2 protein-coding genes are annotated in these 1015 nt (G+C 72.8%); both read right to left on the bottom strand.

Features of this window, described 5'->3' with window-relative positions; translation table 11 throughout:
- On the bottom strand, positions 1–288 hold a 288-nt coding region (locus ACM2XV_RS15585), incomplete at its 3' end, for a transglutaminase N-terminal domain-containing protein (protein ID WP_487027614.1).
- Between the two features lie 2 nt (positions 289–290).
- A partial coding sequence (locus ACM2XV_RS15580; protein WP_487027613.1) for an alpha-E domain-containing protein occupies positions 291–1015 on the bottom strand: 725 nt, incomplete at its 5' end.

The raw sequence follows: 1015 nt of genomic DNA, 5'->3' as shown, positions 1-1015 counted from the left end.
CGGCGCCTCGAGCGCCGCCTGGTCGTACCACGGGGTCATCGCCGTGACGTCGCTCGTCGCCTCGACGACCAGCTGCTCGTGCCCCGAGGTGACGTGGAAGTAGCTGAGCGCGTTGCCGAAGTAGTCGGTCTGCTGCGAGACGTCGCCGGGCACCGGGTCGATGACCAGGGAGTGCGAATGCACCTCTTGCCAGGGCAGCTGCCGCGGCACGAGGTGCGCGACGCCGAGGCTGTCGCTCACGACATCGTCATAGGCGTACTCGGTGCGGTGCGAGACGCGGTACCTCATGCTCACCTCATCACCTCGACGAACGATCTGGCGGCGAGCGGCTGCCGCGGTGGACCGCCCGCGAGATGCAGCTCGGCGATCGCGTCCGAGATCTGGGTGAGCTGCGCGGATGCCTCGCTGAGGAATCCGGCGAGGGCCGTGCGCTCGCCGTCGCGCGCCTGGGCGAGCTCGTACGCGTCGGCGACCGCGACGGCGGCGCTGAACTCGTCGACGAGGCGCTCGGGCCGCGTCGAGCCGGTGGACAGCGGTAGCGCGCCGAGATGGAAGCGCAGCCGCGCGAGCGCGAAGACGAGGGAACGCGGGTTGTCGGGCGCCCCGAGGAGCAGCTCGAGCACGCCCTCGCTGCGCGCGCGCCCGCGGTAGCGGCGTCGGTAGGTGACCGCGCTCTCGGCGGCGCCGAGCACCGCCTCGAGAACCCTTCGGTCGAGCTCAGCGGCCGGGGATGCCGCCACCGCGGCGTCGAGCAGGGTGCACAGCTGCAGCGCGCGCTCGAGGTAGCGCCCCGCCTCGATCATGTGCCAGCCGGAATCCCGCATCATGCTCGCGGTGACGCCCTGGAAGGCGAGGACTCCCGTGAGCAGCTGCTCGCCGGCGTCGGCGATCTGCCGGCCGCGGTCGGACGAGCGCAGCGCGCCGAGGGCGCGCTCGGCGGTGCCGAACAGCCGCCAGGTGTCGTCGGACAGCTGGTCGCGGACCCCCTCGAGAGCGGTGCGCATGCGGGCGAGCG

The sequence above is a fragment of the Gryllotalpicola sp. CP2-P1 genome (genome assembly GCF_057512245.1).
The sequence above is the reverse complement of the archived record's forward strand: the minus strand, read 5'-3'. Positions and strand labels throughout refer to the sequence as shown.